Here is an 18697-nt window from a genome sequence, read left to right on the forward strand (position 1 = left end):
GGCTCAGCGCGCCGGAACCGAGAGGGTCGCTGGCCACTCGGCGTCCGGATCCCAGCGAATCCAGGCATCTGCCGGCATACCCGGTTTCAGAGCATCGGCCGGATTATCCAGCACCAGGGTAACGCCATAGACCATCCGAACTCTCTCGTCGGGCATGTGGACATCGCGGGGGGTGAACTGGGCGAAATCGTCAATCCTGCCGACTTTGGCGGAAAAGTCCCCGGGCAAACCGTCCACGCGGATTCTGGCGGGATCCCCCAAGCTGATCCGGTTGAGGATATCACCGGGGACATAGACCTTGAGTTCGAGCTGCTGCAGATTCACCATCGTGGCCAGCGGCTGGCCGGTATCGACAATCTCTCCCGTCTCCACCGCCCGGATCAGGATGGTTCCGGAGAGCGGCGCGGCAACCTCCGCTTTGTCCAGTTGCGATTCAGCCAGTGCCACCTGCGCCGCCCTTGCAGCCACCTGTTCTTCGGCGGCATCCTTCTGCCGCTGGAGAGACTCAAGTCGGCCCCGGGCCTCACTGACGGCATTTTCCGCCTGATCCAGATCACTCGAGCTGGCCAGATTGCGGGACCGCAAGTCCCGGATCCGCTGCCGTTGTTTCTCGGCATTCTTGAGATGATGACGCCAGGTGGTGATTTGGCTGTCGAAGCCGTCACGGACTTCCCGCGCCGAGGCCAGCTCGGCCTGTGCCGAGCGCAGGCGGTCTCTGGCATCGGCGGGGTCGATCACGGCTACCGTGTCGCCAGCCGAAACCTTGCTGCCTTCCGCGAGATGGTGCTCGATGACCCGACCGGCCACTTCGGCCGCGATCCGCACTTCCCGCCCCTCGATATGGCCATTGCCATAGACGATTCCCTGCGGCAAGGGCTCTTCCCCAAACAGAACAAAAACCCCATAAGAACCGCCGGCGAGCACCAACACCGCTATCAGAGACCAGAGCCAGGATTGGGATTTCACCAAACACTCCTTATGACATTACTGTTCAGGTTGGAGCCGGGATCAGGGCCACTGCCTCTCACTCCAGCCAATGAGATCGCCCACTCTAGCACTCGGCAGCCGCCGCGTCCAAGGTCGTTGCCGGATCTTAAGCGGCTCATTCAGGTCGCCCTCGAAGATGGCCGTCAGGGCATCGTCAAAGACGCAAAATGGATTGGTAGCCTGCCACCTCCACCTCAAACCGGGTATTCTGACGCAAGTGATCCCTCAGCGCCTCCAGCGCCTCCGGATCACCGTGGATCAGGTTGATCGGCGTTTCGGGGGCCAGGTCACTCTGAGCAAGCCACTGTTCAATCTCTGCGAAATCCCCGTGCCCGGAAAGCCCACTCAACACCTCCAGCCGGGCCTTGACCGGAATCCAGTCGCCGTGGATCTTGATCCTTTCCGCTCCATCAACCATTTTGGCGCCTCGTGTCCCCCCTGCCTGATAACCGGCAAAGATAACGGTTGTACGGTGCTGGCCGAGGAGACGCTTGAAGTGATGAAGAATGCGACCGCCCGTTGCCATACCGCTGCCTGCAATAATTACGTGCGGGTAGGCCTGATCAGCCAGCGCCTTGGAGTCCTGGACGCTGCGGCTATAATGAACGGTGCTGCACATTTCGTGGCATTCTGAACTGCTCAACCGATGCTGATCTTCGTAGCGGCAGTAAATCTCAGAAACATCAATCGCCATGGGGCTATCCAGATAAACTGGCAACCTTGGAATTCGTCCCGCCTTCATCAGGTCGGTGAGCATATGCTGCAAGACCTGCGCTCTGCCCACGGCAAAGGCCGGAATCAGTATATTGCCCCCTTTGTCGACGGTTTCATTAACGATGTCTGCCAACTGCGACAACGGGTCCGCATCGTCGTGGCGACGATTGCCATACGTTGACTCCAGCATCAGCATGTCCAGAGCTGGCAGAGGCGCAGGTGGCCTCATGAAAATATCATTGAGGCGGCCCACATCGCCGGAAAAACCGACGCGTTTACCTTCCGCCTCGATGATGACACAGGCCGCCCCGAGAATGTGCCCGACCGGTCGCAGATGAAAGCGTATATCACCGAGCTGGATCACTTGGTGAAAGTCCACCGACTGAAACAGCTCCATGCAGGCTTCTGCATCCTCCTGATCATACAGGGGCTCCGGATTCTCATGCCTGCTCAGCTTATGGCGGCCGAGGTAATGTGCCTCCTCTTCCTGAAGATGGCCGCTATCGGCCAGCAATATGCTGCATAGCTCTCGGGTGGCATGATGGGTATAAACCGCCCCCCGGAAGCCCTGCTTGTACAACACAGGGATGTAGCCTGAATGATCCAGATGGGCATGGGTCAGAAGCACGGCATCCAGCGAGGCAATATCGAGCGGCAACGGTTGCCGGTTGCGCTTTCTCAGCCACTTGTACCCCTGAAACAGGCCGCAATCGACCAATACACGTGTCTGGCCGGTTTCAACCAGGAACTTGGAGCCGGTCACGGTTTCCGTGCCACCCAGAAATGTAATGTTCATCGGCGCTCACCCTCCACCTGATTGAGAAAATGCCTGACCGGCGGCACCAGCAACTCGCTGACATCGATCTCATTGCTGCTGTGTGGAACCGTGTTGGTGGTCACCAGCGTCTGCAGGCCGGTACCCAGAAGGTAGGTGTCCGAGGCCTCCGCAAAAATGCCATGCACCGCCGCACACAGGATGGCCTCCGTGCCTTGCGCCTTAAGTGCCCTGACACACTCGCCAATGGTGCGGCCGCTGGAAATAACGTCATCAATGATGACGGCTTTCCGGCCGTTATACGCCGAGATATCCGGCAAGGTGACTTCAACGCGCCGGTCACCCAGACGCTGCTTGGTGCCAATGACATAAGGATGGTTACTGGCCTGCGCGATACTTGATACCCATTGCTCACTTTCCGCGTCCGGACCTACCAGCAACAGACCGTTTTGCCCCCGTAGCCAATCCGCCAGCGCCGGTGCTCCCTGAACAACTTGCGTGGGTATGCTGTAGATTTCGTCAAGAGACTGGTACCTGTGCAAATGTGGATCAACGGTGATCAGCCAGTCGATATGTAAAGACAAAGACTGGGCAAACACCCTGGAAGTGACCGCCTCCCCTTCTTCGAAGCGTCGATCCTGGCGCATATAGCAAAGATAGGGCGCCACCAACCCAATCGACCTGGCACCGAGTTCCCGGAGAGTTTCAAAGAGAAACAGGAGAGCAAGGTATTTGGTGTCTGGATGCGTTAGGTCGGCCAATATTACGCAGTTCGCACCTTTGACTGATGTGAGCACACGTAAGTAGGACTCACCATCAGGGAACCTCCGCACCTCCAAACTTCCCGGCTCCAAGTTAAGCTGATCACAAAGCTTCTCCTGTAATGGGTGCGGGGTGAGGCTAAACAGCACATTTTTTTCAATAATGTCCACAATCATTCCTCTCGCTTTACAGTGAAGATTGCCGGCCCCATATCGTTAAACGCCAGCGCATAATCCTGCTGCCCCGGACTGTCACTGAGCAATTCATAGAGAGGCTCTCCCTTAGTGACTCTATCACCGACGGTCGCCAGTAGCCGCAGCCCTGCGGTAGAGCTGGCAGGTGCGCCTGCCAGCTTGGCGACACGGGCAAGCCGACGATTGTCGATAGACACGATTGTTCCGGATTCCGAGGACAGAACTGGACGCCGAAAACGGGCTTCACCTAAGCTCTTCAGTCCCCCCTGAGCCTTTGTTATGCGCTTGAACTGCTCCCAGGCAGAGCCGTTTTGAAGTAATCGCTCTGCTTTGATCATCCCCTCTTTCACGCCAAGACCATCGGCCAGATCGAATAAATGGCCAGCCAGCAAGATGGCGCGGCCCCGTAGATCCTCCGGCGCACCCCGCTTTCCCTGCAACACGGCCAAAACATCACGGGCCTCCTCTGTCGGCCCGATCCCTGCACCAACCGGCTTGCTGCCGTCTGTCGCGATGCAGCGTACCTTCAGCCCACAGGCCGCCCCAACGCTTGTGAAAAGAGAGGCCAGCCGGTCGGCATCGGCTGGCGTTCGAACCTTGGCCGTCTCCCCCACCGGAATATCAATCACCGCATGGGTGGAACCGGCAGCAATCTTCTTGGACAGCACCGAGGCCACGAGCTGGCCCTCACCATCAAGGTCCAGCGCTCTCTCGATGCGAATCAACAGGTCATCAGCCGGGCTGAGGTTCATCGCCCCACCCCAGGCGAGACAGGCACCGGTTTCTCTGACCACACGGCGAATCTCGTTCAGCCCAAGCCTCACATTGGTCAGCGCTTCCATGGTGTCCGCTGTTCCCGCCGGTGAGGTGATGGCACGGGAGGAGGTTTTAGGCATTACTAAGCCTGCTGCGCTGACGATCGACACAACCAGCGGCGTGGTCCGGTTGCCCGGCAGGCCTCCAACACAGTGTTTGTCGAACACACGATCCACGCCTGGCCAATCGAGCTGTTGTCCGCAATTCACCATCGCCTGGGTCAAAGCAACAATCTCATCGAAACCTAATCTGCCACCCGCACAAGCGCTCAGGAAACAGGCTATTTCGACATCGCTGTATTTGTGTGCGGAGATATCGGAGACAATGCGGGCCATCTCAGCCGGAAGCAAGCTGTGTCCGAATACTTTCCGACGAACCAGACTCAAGGATTCGATATAGGGCGCATGATGTACTGAAACCAGGTCAGACTGAGCCACCCCGAGCCGCTCTATGGCGATATCTGAAAGCCCCGCATACCCTTTGGGAACCGTTTCATCAGACGAAATATTGAGAGTTGCGATGATGGATCGTCCCTGTGAGGAAATTCCCACCCTGGAACTGGCGGAGAATCCTTCTGAAAGGCACACATCACAATCATCACGCATGTAGACGACAGGCTCCTGATGAGTATTGATACCCATCTTGAAAACCCGTAACTGACTGGAAGACGCCACCATTTTCAACATCCTTTTTCTGCACCGGAGAAAGATTTCAGTATTCTGATCAAAGGTCGTCCATACGCCCTATCTGCCTGGCCAATCGCATAGCCTCGTTTTCTTCCATCGTCAGCAACGATCGCAATAACTCTTTCGCCTCGGGAATTTCAGCTTTGTCTGCCATGGTCCGATAAAGGTCCTCTATCTGATCATGGAAATCGAATATTTCTTTACATATGCCCTCAAAGTCCAGCTGTGCGTACGGCTCATCGCAGGTTCTGTGGGTTTTAATGGGATGGTGGGACAGGTAGTCGTAGACCTTTGTCTCCAATGCTTTGGAATCGCCCTGCGACTTAAACTCGTTCACAATGCGTTCCATTCCCGATTCATGGGTTGCGAGATAGTCCAATAACGCCCGAGCTCGTTCTTCTTCGTTCTTCGTGGCGCAATGTGCCAGGCATCGTGCCAAGTGAGCATGCAGGTCCCTTGTCCAGTTAATAAGCTCTCCGAAGGTTTTTATATCCATCTTCACGCTTCCTTATGTAGTTTCGTTGTTGACAAATGCGTCAGCAGACTGCAATTACCTGCTACTTAAGCTCATCTGCCTGAACTCATGCTGAAAAAATCCAAAAAAGATACAAAAAGAGTCTTTCCGGGCCGGAGACTTGATGAGCATCAAGTATTCCGGAAACATGCGGTTTCTCCGCGAAAACAGCATCGACTGCATTTTCAGACTCAATTCAGCTTGGGCCATTAAGCTACAGTGTGGTCGCAACCGCACTACCGATCTTTTTTGAGTTGCCGACTTGGTGAGCAGCTGCGATAGTCATTAAAAATTAAGAATGTGGCGTCTATAGATGAAAGTTCTAATTGTCGAGGATAACGCTGTGCTCGCAGAAAAAATCTGTGGCTGGCTTACGAAGGAAAACTTTACTGTGGATATAGCCCTAACTGGCAAAGAGGCCGACTCCTTTGTAAAGTCAAGCAGATACCAAGTCATCATACTCGATATCGGGCTACCTGATGAAAACGGACTTTCTCTGATGCAGAAGTGGAGGAGCGATGGCAAAGATGAGGCCATTCTTGTTTTATCTGCCCGATCAAGCTGGACGGAGAGAGTTGAGGGTCTAAATGCCGGGGCAGATGATTATCTTCCCAAACCATTTGAATTTGACGAACTAAAGGCTCGACTTAGCGCTATAATAAGAAGAAAAGACGGACGATTAACCAACGAAATAATTGTTGATGGCTTTCAACTTAATCCAACCTTTAGAACGCTAACAACCCCTGATCGTATCGAGTTCCGACTAACCGCAACAGAATACCGCCTTTTACAATGCTTTCTTCGATCTCCTGACAGAGTATTCTCCCAAGACGAACTTGTTGAATCGGTCTATAACATCGAACGGTGCCCAACCAGAAATGTTATTCAAGTATACATAGCCAGACTCAGGAAGATGCTTGGAAAGAAAAAAATAAAAACACTGAGAGGTCAAGGTTACTTTTTCGCGCGAGACCCTCTTCAATAAAAGTCTTAAAGCCAAACGCATTTCTTTTGAACGCCTAATGAGCCTCCAGATAAAAATTATAGAAGCTAACACCTATACTGCAAACCAATAGATTAAATCCACTTACTTTGCCAAGCAATGGAAACATGCGAACCTTAATCACACTTGAAAATCAGGTACGAAAACTTTTTTTCCAGTGTATTTATCACCTACCCAAAAGCCACTCAGGTCCGTATCAGTTGCGACACCCTTCAATTCTATCTATGCTTCCCAATCATTTCGAATAGCCTCTTTCGTTTGACCTACTGAAGCATCATCATGACAGCGCGCAAAAGCATCCGAACAACGGCATTCCGATATGGCATTATCTTTAGCCTTATTTATCTCGCACTCCTTTTTTTTTCCCACACATACGTGATTCAGCAGCTTTCAAACGAATCCAGAAAACATCGTCTTGAGAAAGAGGTGGAGAGTTTTCAAGCTATCATTGAAAACGAATTACCTGCGAATGACGAGATCAGCAGCATGATTGATCGGTTCCAATTACTACTGGAGCACGCCGTCATCGTCGAAATGAAAGATGGAAGCTTGATTGTCAGTAGCAACGTAAATCAAACAGACTTCCGCATCGTTTCGGATAAGCCTTCTGGTTTTATAGAAGTATCGTTGGGTGCAGATGAGCTTCTCGGACTAAAACGGAACGTCCGAAGTGATAGCCCGCTTTCATCAATCACAATCCTGGAAATGGAAAATGGACTCGCTGAGCAATCCACTGAAGCCCATCTGACCTTGATTATTGCCTCCGCATTATTGCTTGTTGCTCTCTTGGCCCTGGTGGGTACCGCCATTTATTTATCCCTCAAACCGATAGCGCACATCAAGGAGGACATGAGGCGACTTCGATCCGGAAACCAGCCTCGCTTGAACCTTGACGTACCAAAGGAGTTCAGCCCACTGGTACGACAATTCAACAACTTACTTGATTTATCAAGTCGTCGCATTGATCGCCATCGACGCCTTAATTCCGATCTCTCTCACATGGTAAAAACCTCGATCTCTGCTAATCTCGCGATTTTGTCAGACAGTGATTCGTTACCTCCGTCTCGCGAGGATATAGATTTCATGGTTTCAAACTTAAGAGATCTAAACCGGTCCTTGAATTACCGCTTGACCAAGGCAGATATATCCGGCATGCAGATTGGGCAAACGTGTTTGCCGGTCGAAATAGCAAAGAATGTCATTTCGGTCATGGAAAAAATTTTTCCCGACAAGATATTCCGTATCGATACTTCCTTGCCGAATGACTTCAGTTGGCCGATGGAACGTCAGGACCTTTCAGAGTTATTGGGCAACCTGCTGGAAAACGGCGGGAAGTGGGGTCAGAGCGAGGTGGACATTTCAATTAGTCAAACCGATTCAAGGCTCACGATAGAAGTGGCTGACGACGGCCCTGGAATCGCTCCAGAAGCGGCTTCAAAAGTGATGGATAGAGGTTCTCGGCTTGATGAATCCGTTACGGGATTTGGACTAGGGCTTTCGATCGTGTCCGAAATTGTTGAAGACAACTCCGGACAGATGGACATTGGCTCCTCGGAAACAGGTGGCGCAAGAATCACAGTCATGTTTCCTTTATTAGACTGAAGCGCCAAGAGCCCGGCATCTCTCACTTTCGAACTCTATTTCCAGGGTTGTATGGGCAAGTTCATAAGGCCTCAATGCTTCCGCCAATCGTTGCTTCAGGTACCAATAATCTGAAATATTGATGACCGGGTCAGGAATTATGCGGGCCGTTTAAACATGGCGCTCCCCGTCCAGAGACGTTAATGATGTACCTCCTTCACACCGTCAACAGCCAAAAGGGTTGCCCGCATGTCTCCATGCATCCTTTTGTCCGGGGTTTCCTGGAGAAAGACTTTGCCTGCCGCCCATAGATTCCTGATTACATTGACGACAACCCCGAATACCGCCAGCCTCAGCATGCCCTCGGTAACGGGCATAACCGGCCGGTCGGCGACCCAACCGGTCAGTGTCCATGCGGTTGCTATAGCCCCCTTGCCTCCTCAGCGCCGCATATCATCGAGTTTAGCGCTTGAGAAGCGTTTGAATAGAGCCGGTAAAACAAAAAGCGTTAGGAAAGTCGCGGTCACGAGACCACCTACAATCACGCTGGCCAGTGGCTTCTGGATTTCCGCACCCACGCCCGTTGACAATAGCATCGGAATCAAACCAAGCGCCGAGGTTATTGCGGTCATCAAGACAGGACGCAAACGCGAAACGGCACCTTCAAACACCGCCGTATCCACGCTCAATCCATCCTGTATTCGCTGATTGATGCTTTCGACCATAACGACCCCGTTAAGCACCGCCACACCAAACAGTGTGATAAATCCAACGGAACTGGGCACAGAAAGATACTGGCCGGAGATCCAGAGTGAAAAGACGCCACCAATAACGGCAAGGGGCACGTTGACCAGAATCAACAACGCTTGACCGACCGAACTGAAAGCAAAGTACAGCAACAGCGCGATCAGGCCCAGAGATACAGGTACCACAACCGTCAATCGCTTCTGGGCCCGCTGCTGGTTTTCAAACTGACCACCAATGTCAACCGAATAGCCGGGGGGAAGGTTCACTTCTGACGTGATGGCATCCTGAATATCGGCAACCACACTGCCCATGTCACGGCCCTGCACATTGGACTGAATGACCACACGGCGCTGAACGTCATCGCGGCGCACCTGAGGCGGGCCGGACTCAATAGACACATCGGCCACATCACCGAGTCTCACCCAGGCTCCGGATGGCGCCTGTAACCTTAGATCGGCAATGGCATCCCGGTCTTCCCGGAAACGTTTGGCCAGGCGCACATAGATATCGTACCGCTCATTTCCGTTGATGATCTGACCCGCAGCGGCACCACCCAGACCATCCCGAACGACACTCATCACATCAGACACGGCGAGTCCGTACCGGGAGAGTGCCTGACGGTCAGGCTGAACCACCAACTGCGCTTCACCGGCAATCTGCTCCATGGCCACGTCCCGTGTTCCCTGAACGGTTCGGACCGCCGCTTCGATCTGCTGGCCCTTCTCCGCCAGCACGTCAAGATCCGGGCCAAAGAGTTTGATGGCCAACTGCGCACGGACACCTGACAACAATTCATCAACCCGAGTCGCGATAGGCTGAGAAAAGTTAAACAGTAGTCCCGGGTGCTGTTCGAGCTTCTCCTCAAACAGAGCCTGCAATTCATAGCGATTACTGGCGCTGGTCCACTCGGAAGTTGGTTTTAAGCCAATATAGATCTCTATGTTGTTAACTGGCTCCGGGTCGCCGCCTATTTCTGGCCGGCCAGCCCTGGACAAAGCGTAAGTCACTTCTGGAAATTCCATCAACATGGCTTCCAGTTTTGGCGCAACTTCAAGCGCCGTATCAAGGCTTGATGAAGGGGCCAGCGTCACCCGGAGGTTGATCGTCCCTTCTTCCAGCTCAGGAACAAACTCAGTGCCGAGTCGCGGCACAATCAGGGCTGCCAGCATGACAAGAACAGCGGCAGCACCGACAACAGACCGGGTGTGTTTCAGTGACCAGTCAAGGACCTTGCGATACAGTTTCTCAAGAGGTTTTAAAACGAAGCTTTCCCGCTCCCGAATACCCTTGCGAAACATAAACGATGCCAACGCAGGCACAACCACGAGCGCCACGATCACAGCAGACACGATGGCCAGCATGATGCTGATCGCCATTGGCTGGAAAAGCTTGGCTTCCACACCTTCAAAACTGAACAGGGGCATGAAAACGACCAGGATAATTGCCGTCGCGAAAAAGATGGGGCGCGCCACTTCCCGGCCTGCTTCCTGGAGTCGAAGCGCAATGCCATGATCGTCGTGTGACGCGTCTAATGGGTCGGGGTCGTTTTTAATCAACTCATCCCGGTGGGCGTCATGCTCAGCATCGGGATGCGTCAGATGTTTGAACATGTTCTCGACCATAACGACAGAGCCATCCACCAGCATGCCGATTGCCACAGCAATGCCGCCCAGAGACATCAGGTTGGCCGAGAGACCGAACCAGGCCATGATCATCAGTGCAATACCGATGGAAATCGGTATTGAAAGCAGCACCAGCGTTGTTGCCCGCAGATTCATCAGGAACAGGGCAAGCACAATCGCAATAAACACAAAAGCCAACAAAAGCGCATTGGTCACCGTCTCTACGGCCTTGGTCACCAGATCCGCCTGGTTGTAATAGGGCTCAAAACGAACCCCACTCGGAAGCGCCTGATTTATGCGATCAATGCGGGCCTCGATGCCGTCGATGGTGGCTTTTGTGTTGGCCCCCATTCGTTTGAGTACAATGCCAGAAACCACTTCACCCAGTTGTTCAACCTGACCGGCTTCATCCTTCCGGGTCATGGTTACCGCACCCTGGCGAATTTCAGTGCCCAGCGCTACCTCGGCGACATCGTTCACTGTCACTGTAATGCCATCACTGGTTTTAACGGGCACCTGACGGATCTGCTCGAGCCCCTGCTCGCCATTACCCAGCCAGCCCATACCGCGAATAACCAACTGCTCCTGCCCGCGGCCCATATACCAGCCCCCAACATTGGAGTTGTTGTTCTCCAGGGCTTCCATGACATCGTTCTGTGATAAGTCATAGGACAGCATTCGCGCCGGGTTCAGGTTAACCTGGTACTGGCGGACCTCTCCGCCAAACGACAGGATTTCCGTAACCCCTTCAGCCGGTATCAGCAACAGTTTGACCAGCCAGTCGTGCAAGCTGCGCAATTCCATTGCGTCGTACCCCGAATCCGGGTCCGCTATCAGCAAGTACTGGTAGACCTGGCCAAGACCGGACGTATTCGGCCCCATTTCAGGCACCCCGACCCCGTCCGGAATCAGCTCCCGCGCGGCCTGCAACCGCTCGAAAACCAGTTGGCGCGCGAAATAGATATCCGTGCCCTCTTTAAAGACCACGGTGACACCAGACAACCCGGTTTTGGAGATGGACCGAACCTCCTCAACATCCGGCAACGCATACATCACCGCTTCAATGGGATAGGTGATCAGCTGCTCGACTTCCTCAGCCGCAAGTCCGGGCGCCTCTGTATTAACAGCGACCTGGACGTTTGTAACGTCGGGGAAAGCATCAAGATTCAGTTTTGGTATCTGAAACGCGGCCGTGGCGATAAGCACTGCAAGCGCAATAAGAACCAACAGGCGGTTCTGAACCGCCCAGTCGACAACTCGGTTGAACATAATGGCTCCCGGAATCAGTGGTTGTGCGGATCAAAGCCGCCTTTGGCAATCTCAGAGGCCACAAAAAATGCGCCCCGCAAAACGACTCGTTGGCCCGCAGCCAGGCCGGAAACCTCACGGAGCCCGCCAATTGAGCGGCCCAGTTCCACTTCCACGGGTTCATACTCGCCTTCGGCCTCTTCCACATAGACCGTCCAGTCGCCGTCCGCACCACGCATCAATGCAGTCTCCGGCACGGCAAGCACCGGCTCGCTGGTCTTAAAACGAAAATACACATCTGCGAACATTCCTGGATGAAAACGATCTTCAGGATTGTCCAGCTCCAGCCTGACAATCCGCGTGCGGGTCACAGGATCAATGGTGTGGGCTTCCTGGGACACCGTTGCCACGCCCACACGACCCGCTGCCCTGACTTCGGCTTCCGCGCCCTTCTCTAGAACAATGTCGGAGCTTGCTGGCAGATGGGCTTCTACCCAAAGCTCACTCTCATCAGCAAGAGTCACCAGCGGCTGGCCAGCCTCAACTCTTTGTCCTTGCTCAAACTCATCGGTCAGTACTGCACCATCCACGCGAGCCCTGAGCATGTATTCACCGAGACTATCCACCCCGCTGGCCTTCAACGCACCAATGTCATCATCGTTCAGCCCGTAAGCAAGCAGAGTCGCCCTTGCTGCTTCAATGTTGGCTTTCGCTGTATTGAACCGCTGATCGCCAACCACGGAACGACCCAGCCCGCTGATTCGCTTCCATTCAGGAAAAGCTTTCCTGTAATCCGCCTGCGCCTGTGCCACCGTCTCACTGAACAGGGTTACCAGCGGCTGGCCCTTGGTTACGTGCTCACCCAGTTCCACGTGACGCCGCAGCACCACTGAGGCAACCCGGGGGGACACGTGATAGCTGGTATAGCCGTTGGTCAGCAGCTCACCGGGAGCGTAGATTTCATAGTCAACGTGCTTGCTTTCGAGGGTTGCCACTTCAATGCCGGCCAGGTCTTTCTGTTTGGCATTGAGGCTCGCGGTGGCTGTTTCTTCATGGCCACCGTTCTCATCTTCGTGGCCGTGCCCCCCTTCCTCTTCATGCTCACCTTCTTCACCATGCTCTTCCTTATGCTCGACCTCTTCACTGGCGCCTTCTTGATGATCGTCGCCCCCGGCAGCATGATCATGGCCGGTTTCCTGATGAGCGTCTTCCTCTGCCTGTGCGAATGAAAATGGGGCTGTAAGCAACGTCAATACAAATACAGAAATCAGAGTTGTCTTCATAATGAATATCCAGTTTCCAGAATATTATTGAAAGGGGGCAACCAGTTCGCCAGACCGTTGTAAGAGTTCAATCAGACCCAACTGCGCCTGCTTTTCCAGTTCAATACCGGTTTTCAGGCTCTCCGCGCGCTGGCCCAGCGCCTGGAGATACTCAGAGGTGGAGAGGTCGCCGACCTGCCACTGCTTCTCAAGCAAATCGGCACTTCGCTGTACACGCCCCTGGGATAGTTCTTTCCATCGACGAAGTTGCTTGTCGTATCGCTTCCAGGAAGCGCGAGCGCCTGCCAGGTCATATTGTTGTTTCCGGTAGAGCGCCTGAAACCGCGCTTCGGCCTCCAGAGCCCGTCGATTCGCGGCCCGGATTTCAGCGCTGTAGTTATTACGGACGTTCAGAGGGATCGAGAATGTCAGGCCAACCACGTTCTCGCCGCCGTCACGCCCTCCGCTCAGCCCTACTGTCGGCGATGCTGTGGCTTTGCGTCTCGCAACCTCTGCCTCACTTTTCAACACCTGCCACTTGGCTCGAGCGGCTGCAATTGACGGGTGTGCCAACAGATCAGCCTCACCAATCTGGGACTCCAGCGCTGACCAGATATACTCGGGGATCCCCCCATCCTGAGGCCGCCAATCCGGCAGAAGCTCTCTGACCCGGGCTTGCGCCTGATCAACCGCAGCCTTTGCCTGGGCGAGTTCACTGAGCTGCTGAGAAAGGCTTAAAAAAAGCAGCTCTGCATCGGTACTCCCCAGGTCGCCCGCCTGCTGGCGTTGCTCAACCTGCTCCAGCAAGGCATCCAGACGGTGTTGCTGGGATTCCGCAATTTCTTCGGCACGCGTCGCCGCGCGCCACTCGACAAGCGCAAACAGCGACTCGGACGTTTGTGCCAAAACCGCCTCGTTCAAATCAGCTTCAGCGGAAAGCCTGATCAGCTTTGCCTTGTCCTTTAGCGCACCCTGTTGATCAGACCAATCGATCGTTTGTGATAGCCCTGCCTCAAAGTTGTTTTCACTGCCCGTTCTGTCTGCTCCAACAGACAGCTCCGGGTTATACAGCGGTTGTTCGCTTGCCTCAGCATCCGCATCCCGGGCTGCCGCCTGCTCTGTCGCCGCCATAACATCCGGATGTTTGCTTATCTGGCCAGTGAGCCAATTTGTCCAATTCACAGTCTCCGCTTGACCGAACAGAGGAATAGACAATAGTACTGAACACAGCAACGCCCTGGGCGAGTGCTTGCTTGCCTTCATCGACTTTCTCCCGAAGGGGTTGTTAGCCACAATTCATGGGGGCGAGACGCCCATGACAAGGTAGGTGGAGATAGTAAGTGAAAAGGTTGAAATGAACTTGAATTCGAAGCGTCATCCACAAAAGAAACCGCCCTCCAACTCCACCAGCATTCCCGGACTGTCCTTTTGACGGACAAAATGAGTACCAAAGACTTATGTTTCTGTAGCGCTCAGATCAATAGCCTGTCATTCGATGCCCCTTACTTTCCGTCACTTCTTCAAGGTGATCTATGTCTCGAGCAACGAATAACGCAGGCGCACCGCGCCACGGATTCAAACTCAAACTGGCTTTCCTGGTTCTGTTATGGCCCCTCACGGTCAAATCAGAGCTCGCAGTCGATGAAATTTACTCCCCCCGGGTAACTGCGGGGGATCTCGAAATCGGAGTGGTTGGGGCGTTTCTGGACAGTGAGGGGAGCGAAATTGACAACCTTCGTGCCGATCAGTGGGAGGTGGGTTACGGGCTATCTGAACGCCTGAGCGCCGAACTTAACTTCAACGCAATCAAGAGACCGGGGCGAGCGTATTCACTTGAGGAATACGAAATCGAACTGATTGGAAACTTTTTTCAAGACACTGAGAGCGCTGCGGGCTTGTTCATTGAACTGTCAAAAGAACATGGCCAAAAAGCCGGTGGAGTGACCCTTGGGTCACTTTACGAGAGACAGCTATACGCGCATTACAGCATCCTGACGAACCTTCTGGTTAGCCGCTCATTTGGCGAAGACGACGAGCAGCTTGAGCCCACTGGCTCATTACAGTTCGCCTACACGAAGTCTGACACGTTTCAGCCAGGGCTGGAGTATTACGGGGCCGAAAACAACCATTTGATGGGACCTGCCATCCTGGCTGAGTTCAGAATGGGTTCCAGTATTCTGGAACTCCAGGCGGGCGTTGCATTTGGCCTCACTACGGACTCAGACGATATGATCTATCGCTGGGAACTGGAGATAGAACTGTGATGGCGGCCCGCAACCAAAAGCCGCAGAACCGCCATCCAGTTTCCAGAGCACTAGCTTGAAGCAGGCTCCAGTGCACTCTCACCGGTTTCGCCGTCCTCGATACGAACAGCCCGAACCAGGCGGGATACAAGCACCTTGCCGTCACCCGGGTGCCCTTCCTGGGTTCTGCCCGTTCTGACAATGAGTTCCACAACTTCACCAGCGACATCATCGGTCGCTACGTCTATTTCCAGCTTGACCATCTTCACTTTCTCCAGAGGCGACTCATCGCCGACCAGATGACCAAATTCGCCGAGAGACACGACAGCAATACTTGCCACCCCCTTAACTTTGGCCAGAGCATCAACCACATGCTCTGCCATCACTTCTCTGACATACGCTTTTATTTCATACATAAACCGTCTCCTGACTATCAGACTGAAATGTCACGACGTTCAGATGCAAACCACTGGTACACACTGGGCAACACCACCAGCGTCAGCAGCGTTGAAGTGATCAGACCGCCAACCACAACCGTTGCCAGTGGCCGTTGGACATTAGAGCCAATGCCATCGGCCAGCAGCAGGGGAATCAGCCCCAGAATAGCCACAGAGGCGGTCATCAGAACCGGCCGCAAACGGCGTTGAGCACCCAACTTGACTGCTTCAATGACTTCGTAGCCTTCGTCCCGCAACTGATTGATGTAGCTCACCATCACCACACCGTTCAGTACGGCTACGCCGAACACCGCGATGAATCCCACGGCAGCGGGCACAGAGAGGTAAAGCCCAGTCACAAACAGCGCGACAATGCCACCAGTAACCGCAAAGGGCACATTCATGAAGATCAGCGCCGCATAGCGAAGACTACTGAATGCCGAAAAGAGAAGCAGGAAAATAAGCGCCAGGGTAATGGGCACAACGATCGCCAGCCGCGCCATGGCCCTTTCCTGGTTCTCAAACTGACCGCCGAACTCCACGAAATACCCCGGCGGCATGTCCACTTGCTCCTCGATCCGCTTGCGCAAATCCTGAACAACACCGCCCATATCGCGACCACGTACGTTCATCTGCACGTACTGTCTGCGACTGGCATTGGAGCGTGAAATTTTCTTGGGGCCTGCGTACATTTCAACATCAGCCACCCGTGAAAGCGGAATAAGCTCGCCACTGTTGCCCCTCAGGGGAAGCTTCCTGATTTCATCAATCGACCCACGGTAGGACTCTTGCAGTCGGGCAAAAATCTCAAACCGACGGACACCGTCAAAGACAAGTCCGGCGCCTTTGCCGCCAATACCGGTTTCGACCGTACTCATCAAGTTATCAATGCTGATGCCGAACTGCGCCAAAACTTCACGGTCGGGGCGAATAACAATTTGCTTCTTGCCCGCACTCTGCTGAGCGCGGACGTCCGTTGCACCCGGCACCTCTTTGGCTAGGGCCGCCACCTCCCTGCCGATACGGCCCAACTCGCCTAGGTCGTCACCGAAGATGCTGGCGACCAACTGAGCCTGAACGCCCGACAAGAGTTCGTCGGTTCTGAGCTGAATCGGTTGGGACAGATTGTTGGCAAGCCCTGGGACCCGTTCATTCAGCGCTTCTGCGATCTCGCTCTGAAGATCCTCATAGCGCACATCCTCTCTCCACTGATCCAAAGGCTTGAGGTTAACAAGCGTCGCCACTACGTTTACCGGCTCAGGGTCGCCTCCCACCTCGGCTCGACCGATCCGTGCGTAGGTGCCTGTTACCTCGGGAAATTCTTCCACAACGGACTGGACTCGTTTGCCATATTTAATCGCGGACTCCAGGCTGGCTCCCGGCGGCAGTGTTGAGCGGATCTGGAAAGTGCCCTCCCTCAGGGTGGGGACGAATTCGCTCCCAAGATAGGGAAACAGCAGGAGGCTTCCGACAAAGGCCAGCACTGCAACGCCCATCACCACCTTTGGCGCCTTGACGACCACATTGACCACCGGTTTGTAAAGCCGGTTAAGGAATAGAACCAGCTTCGGCTCCTTATGGTGCCCACCCATCCTGAATGAGAGCGAGGCCAGAACCGGCACCAACGTCAACGCGAGCAGCAATGCGCCGATCAGAGCGAAACTGATGGTGTAAGCCATGGGCGAAAACAGCTTGCCCTCGACGCCCTGCAGCGTAAATAGCGGCAGAAAGACAATAATAATGATGCCGATGGCAAAGACGATCGGACGAGCCACTTCCCGTGCGGATTCACCAACAAGCCTGAGCACGCTGATTTTCTCGTCCGATCGCTCTTCAATATGTCGGAAGATGTTCTCTATCATCACCACAGCGCCGTCCACCATCATGCCGATGCCGATAGCCAGCCCGCCCAGACTCATCAGGTTGGCCGACAGGCCCGACATGCGCATAGCAATGAACGCAAAGAGTACAGACAACGGCAACGTCGCCACCACGATCAGTGTGGAACGAATGTTTCCCAGGAACAGATAAAGGAACACCAGCACCAGAACCGAGCCCTCAAGCAACGCTTTCTCGACAGTGCCTATAGCCTTGCCCACCAACTCCGCCTGGGAGTAATACGCTTCGATCTTCAGACCCTCCGGAAGTGACTTGTTCAGGTCGTCGATTTTTGCATTGACGTCCTCAAGCACCTGGCTGGTGTTGGTCCCGATCAACTTCATCACGTAACCGCCAACGGACTCCTCACCCGAGGACACCTCTGCACCACGGCGAATTGCCGGTCCAAGACCAACCTCCGCAACATCCTTGACGTAAATTGGGGACTCCCCCTCACTCTTGGACACAATGATGTTCTGGATGTCTTTGATGCCTTCGGAACCAGAGTTGACCCAGCCGTAACCGCGAACAATGTATTCTTCACCTCCTCTGGTAATGAAAGAGGCGCCGACATTGCGATTGTTCTGGGTAAGGGCACCGCGAACATCCGAGACCGTCAGGCTCCTTGCCTGAAGCTTGTGCGCGTCGATATTGACCTGGTATTGCTTAACCTCGCCTCCGATGGACAGCACACCGGTTACCCCGGGTACGGTTCTGAGCTGCGGCTTAACAATCCAGTCCTGGATCGTGCGAATTTCCTGCAAGCTGTACTGGCTCTCGTCCTCAGCTTTCAGGGAATACATCAGGATACGTCCCAAGCCCGTGGTGATGGGTCCTAGTTCGGGTTCCCCCATGCCCTCCGGGATCTGGCGCTTGGCTTCTGAAAGCCGTTCGTTTACCAGCCGCCTGGCGAAGTATATATCGGTGCCATCTTCGAAATAGATGGTCACCCGGGAAAGCCCGAAAATCGACGTGCTCTGAACCTTCTGCAACTTGGGGATGCCGTACATGCTGATTTCAATGGGATAGGAAATCAGCGTTTCAATATCCACCGGCGACAGACCAGGACTGGCAGTAAAAACCTGAACCATGGTAGGCGTCGCGTCGGGAAATGCGTCCACCGGCAGTTTTTGAAATGAAAATACCCCGGCAACGATCACGGCGATAGCAAAAACAATCGTCATCAGACGGTTGTTCAGCGCATAATTCACAATTGCGTTAACCATGT

The 18697-nt window shown here is 54.1% G+C and carries 13 protein-coding genes; 3 read left to right on the forward strand and 10 right to left on the reverse strand.

Annotated elements, in window-relative coordinates:
- Positions 1-3 precede the first annotated feature (3 nt).
- From SIC15_RS16340 to SIC15_RS16360, 5 genes are all read right to left on the reverse strand, one after another.
- A complete protein-coding gene (locus tag SIC15_RS16340; RefSeq protein WP_412536471.1) occupies positions 4-966 on the reverse strand; it encodes an HlyD family secretion protein in 963 nt (320 codons plus the stop codon).
- Between the two features lie 175 nt (positions 967-1141).
- Positions 1142-2497 (reverse strand): MBL fold metallo-hydrolase RNA specificity domain-containing protein, encoded by a 1356-nt coding sequence (locus SIC15_RS16345; protein WP_412536472.1) that lies wholly within the window; start codon positions 2495-2497, stop codon positions 1142-1144.
- Entirely contained in the window at positions 2494-3414 is a 921-nt protein-coding gene (locus tag SIC15_RS16350) for a ribose-phosphate diphosphokinase (RefSeq protein WP_099615958.1), read from the reverse strand. The genes SIC15_RS16345 and SIC15_RS16350 overlap by 4 nt, the downstream gene beginning before the upstream one ends.
- Positions 3411-4925: a thymidine phosphorylase family protein gene (locus SIC15_RS16355; protein ID WP_412536473.1), complete on the reverse strand. Its 1515-nt coding sequence runs from the start codon at positions 4923-4925 to the stop codon at positions 3411-3413. Before SIC15_RS16355 ends, SIC15_RS16350 begins: the two co-directional genes overlap by 4 nt.
- A gap of 46 nt (positions 4926-4971) precedes the next feature.
- Positions 4972-5430: an ATPase gene (locus SIC15_RS16360; protein WP_412536474.1), complete on the reverse strand. Its 459-nt coding sequence runs from the start codon at positions 5428-5430 to the stop codon at positions 4972-4974.
- A gap of 331 nt (positions 5431-5761) precedes the next feature.
- Here SIC15_RS16360 and SIC15_RS16365 point away from each other — a divergent pair, with 331 nt between their 5' ends.
- Both SIC15_RS16365 and SIC15_RS16370 read left to right on the forward strand, forming a co-directional pair.
- Entirely contained in the window at positions 5762-6433 is a 672-nt protein-coding gene (locus SIC15_RS16365; RefSeq protein ID WP_153637248.1) for a response regulator transcription factor, read from the forward strand.
- Positions 6434-6730: 297 nt separating this feature from the next.
- Positions 6731-8053 carry a sensor histidine kinase gene (locus SIC15_RS16370; protein WP_153637249.1) on the forward strand — a complete coding sequence of 441 codons (1323 nt, stop codon included), beginning with the start codon at positions 6731-6733 and terminating at the stop codon, positions 8051-8053.
- Between the two features lie 419 nt (positions 8054-8472).
- Here SIC15_RS16370 and SIC15_RS16375 read toward each other — a convergent pair whose 3' ends face one another.
- From SIC15_RS16375 to SIC15_RS16385, 3 genes are read right to left on the reverse strand one after another with little or no spacing between them, the layout of a single operon-like run.
- Positions 8473-11670 (reverse strand): efflux RND transporter permease subunit, encoded by a 3198-nt coding sequence (locus SIC15_RS16375; RefSeq protein WP_136629909.1) that lies wholly within the window; start codon positions 11668-11670, stop codon positions 8473-8475.
- 14 nt (positions 11671-11684) lie between these two features.
- Positions 11685-12932: an efflux RND transporter periplasmic adaptor subunit gene (locus tag SIC15_RS16380; RefSeq protein WP_136629910.1), complete on the reverse strand. Its 1248-nt coding sequence runs from the start codon at positions 12930-12932 to the stop codon at positions 11685-11687.
- A 24-nt stretch (positions 12933-12956) separates the two neighbouring features.
- Complete coding sequence (locus SIC15_RS16385; RefSeq protein ID WP_412536475.1) at positions 12957-14093, reverse strand: TolC family protein; 1137 nt, start codon at positions 14091-14093, stop codon at positions 12957-12959.
- A gap of 350 nt (positions 14094-14443) precedes the next feature.
- Here SIC15_RS16385 and SIC15_RS16390 point away from each other — a divergent pair, with 350 nt between their 5' ends.
- Complete coding sequence (locus tag SIC15_RS16390; protein WP_041333833.1) at positions 14444-15175, forward strand: hypothetical protein; 732 nt, start codon at positions 14444-14446, stop codon at positions 15173-15175.
- 50 nt (positions 15176-15225) lie between these two features.
- On the opposite strand, the gene SIC15_RS16395 is transcribed toward SIC15_RS16390, so the two are convergent.
- Both SIC15_RS16395 and SIC15_RS16400 read right to left on the reverse strand, forming a co-directional pair.
- Positions 15226-15570 (reverse strand): P-II family nitrogen regulator, encoded by a 345-nt coding sequence (locus SIC15_RS16395; protein ID WP_412536476.1) that lies wholly within the window; start codon positions 15568-15570, stop codon positions 15226-15228.
- Between the two features lie 17 nt (positions 15571-15587).
- Entirely contained in the window at positions 15588-18695 is a 3108-nt protein-coding gene (locus SIC15_RS16400) for an efflux RND transporter permease subunit (RefSeq protein ID WP_412536477.1), read from the reverse strand.
- Positions 18696-18697: the final 2 nt, after the last annotated feature.

The organism is Marinobacter sp. MIT932201, from assembly GCF_047123295.1.
GTDB classification, from domain to species: domain Bacteria; phylum Pseudomonadota; class Gammaproteobacteria; order Pseudomonadales; family Oleiphilaceae; genus Marinobacter; species Marinobacter salsuginis.